Source organism: Chitinophaga sp., assembly GCF_036569125.1.
Taxonomy (GTDB): Bacteria; Bacteroidota; Bacteroidia; order Chitinophagales; family Chitinophagaceae; genus Chitinophaga.
The window spans coordinates 1-2,726 of the sequence record NZ_DATCRF010000199.1; the positions used below are offsets into that span (position 1 = coordinate 1).

Below are 2,726 nucleotides of genomic sequence, written 5' to 3' on the forward strand. Positions count from 1 at the left end.
ACTGCCGCGTAAGCCAGCTGATCCAGTTCACCTTTGACGCATCCCTCCGCGATATTTTTGTACCCTTATGCAGTGGCGGTACCTTGTGTATACCGGGTGAAGAAATTAAAAGCAATATTTCTAAGCTGATAGACTGGATCAATGATACCGGCATTACGCTCATGCACTGCGTGCCTTCGTTGCTGCGCTTAATGCTCAAAGAGCTGCAAACAGTACCTGCAGCCGGGTATTTCAGCAAGCTGCAACAGGTAATAATGGCCGGGGAATTATTATATGCAAAAGATGTTCACACTTTCCGTGCTGTAGCAGGCGATCATGTGGAGCTGGTGAATTTTTACGGCCCCTCTGAAACCACGCTCATTAAAAGCTTTCACCGCATCCGCGAAGTAGCGGAAGCGCCTTCACAGCCCATACATGTAGGCAAGCCCATTGCAGATACCGCGCTTATTATCCTCAACAATAACGGGCAGCTATGCCGTATTGGCGAAACCGGCGAAGTGTATATCAAAACCCCTTTCATGACCAAAGGCTATTTTAAAAATGAAGCCTTAACAAAAACCGTGTTTGTTCAAAACCCGCTGATCAAAGACCGTACAGACATTATTTATAAAACCGGCGACCTGGGAAGATACCTGCACGACCGTAGCGTGGAAATACTGGGCCGCACGGATGAACAGGTGAAGATCAACGGTATCCGTGTAGAGCTGAATGAAATAAAACAGGCCGTGCTGGAAATGAATGGTGTTAGTGAAGCCCAGGTGATTACCTGGCAGAATAACGATCACCAGCATGAGCTGGTGTGTTATTATACCGGCACTGCCATCCCGGAAGCTGCACTGCGCCAGCATCTAAAAGGATTGCTGAATGAGAGCCTGATCCCCGGTTACTTTATACAGCTGGAAAAATTTCCGCTGAATGCCAATGGAAAGGTGGATAAGAAACAGCTGCCCCGGCCTGAAGCTATTGTGGTGGATGCTGCCAGCTACGAAGCGGTAACCAATTCAACAGAACAGCAGCTGGAAAGCATCTGGAAAGAGATCCTGGGTGTAAAGCAGACCGGAAGAAAAGTATCCTTTTTTCGTATAGGCGGTAATTCACTGAAAGTAACACAGCTTATATCCCGCATCTATAAAACATTTGCAGTGAACCTGCGCATCCGCGATGTATTTGATCACCCCAGCATTGCGCAGCTGGCAGTGCTGATCACGAACAGTACGGCAGAAACAAAACCCGCTATAGTACCGCAGCCGGTACAGGAACATTATCCGCTGTCTGACGGGCAGCGCCGGCTTTGGGTGCTGGACCAGTTCAATGAAGGTAAAACGGCCTACAACATGGCCAATGCCTTCCGCTTAAAAGGCCAGCTGGATACAGACGCGCTGGAAAAAGCATTTGCCGCGCTCATAACGCGGCATGAAATATTGCGCACTACATTTATTACCATAGCAGAAACACCCCGCCAGAAAGTGCAGACAGCAGCAGCTTTCCGCTTTACCCTGCCAGTGATTGATCTGAGCAATACCCGTGATCCTGAGCAGGAGCTGCAAACACACGTAACCAATGATACCGCCGTAGTGTTTGACCTGGAAAATGGTCCGCTGCTGCAGGTGAAACTTTACAGGCTGTCTGCAGATGAGCAGGTGTTGGTGATAGTGATGCATCATATCATTTCTGATGGCTGGTCCGTAGCTGTTTTCTTTGGAGAGCTGGTGAACCTGTATCAGTCCTATACACAGGGAACACGCGAGGCGCTGGCGCCGTTGGCTATTCAATACAAAGATTATGTACACTGGCAGCAGGAGCAGCTGAGTGGTAATAATCTGCAACAGCACCGCGATTACTGGCATACACAATTTGCCGCCGGTGTTCCCAAGCTGGAGCTGTACCCTGATCTTCAAAGACCTGCTGTGAAAACCTATAACGGCAGCTCTGTTAGCTTGCAGGTAGATGCTGCCTTGCAGCAGGCGCTCACCACTTTAGGCCGGCAGCAGGATGCCAGCTTGTTCATGGTATTGCTGGCAGCCTTACATGCTTTATTATACCGCTACGCATACCAGGAAGATATGGTGATAGGCACGCCCATAGCCGGCCGTGACTACGTGGAGCTGGAAGACCAGTTAGGTTTTTACATCAATACGCTTGCACTGCGCACACAGTTTTCCGGCACCGGCACTTTTACAGAGCTGCTGCAACAGGTGCGCAAAACTGTGCTGGATGGTTTTGAGCACCAGGTATACCCCTTTGACCGCCTGGTGAATGAGCTGCAGCTGGAAAGAGATACCAACCGCTCTCCTTTGTTTGATGTGGTGCTGGTATTACAGAATGCAGGCATGGGTCAGGCTTACACTGCACCGGAAGGGTTGAGCGTATCGGCTTATCCCTTCAGCAGCAATACCACGAAGTTTGATCTCATTTTTAATATCACGGAAACTACGGATGGCTTGCAGCTGCTGCTGGAATATAATACAGACCTTTTTCGCGAAAGCAGGGTACAGCGCATGCTTACGCATTATAAGAATGTGCTGGAAGGGATTGTACGGAACAGTAACACGGCTCTTACGGCAATGGATATATTAACTGCTGGCGAAAAACAGGCGCTGTTATATACCTTCAATGATACAGTAGTACCATATGCAACTAACGGTACGCTGCATGGCTTGCTGGAAACACAGGCCGCTTTAACACCGGATAACATAGCCCTGCGGTTGGATGGCGTGGAAATGACC

At 49.2% G+C, this 2,726-nt stretch carries 1 protein-coding gene; it reads left to right on the top strand.

Annotated features, from left to right (window positions below; genetic code table 11):
• Positions 1–2,726, top strand: a 2,726-nt coding sequence (locus VIM87_RS07190) for a condensation domain-containing protein (protein WP_331996325.1), incomplete at both ends; no start/stop codon positions are given.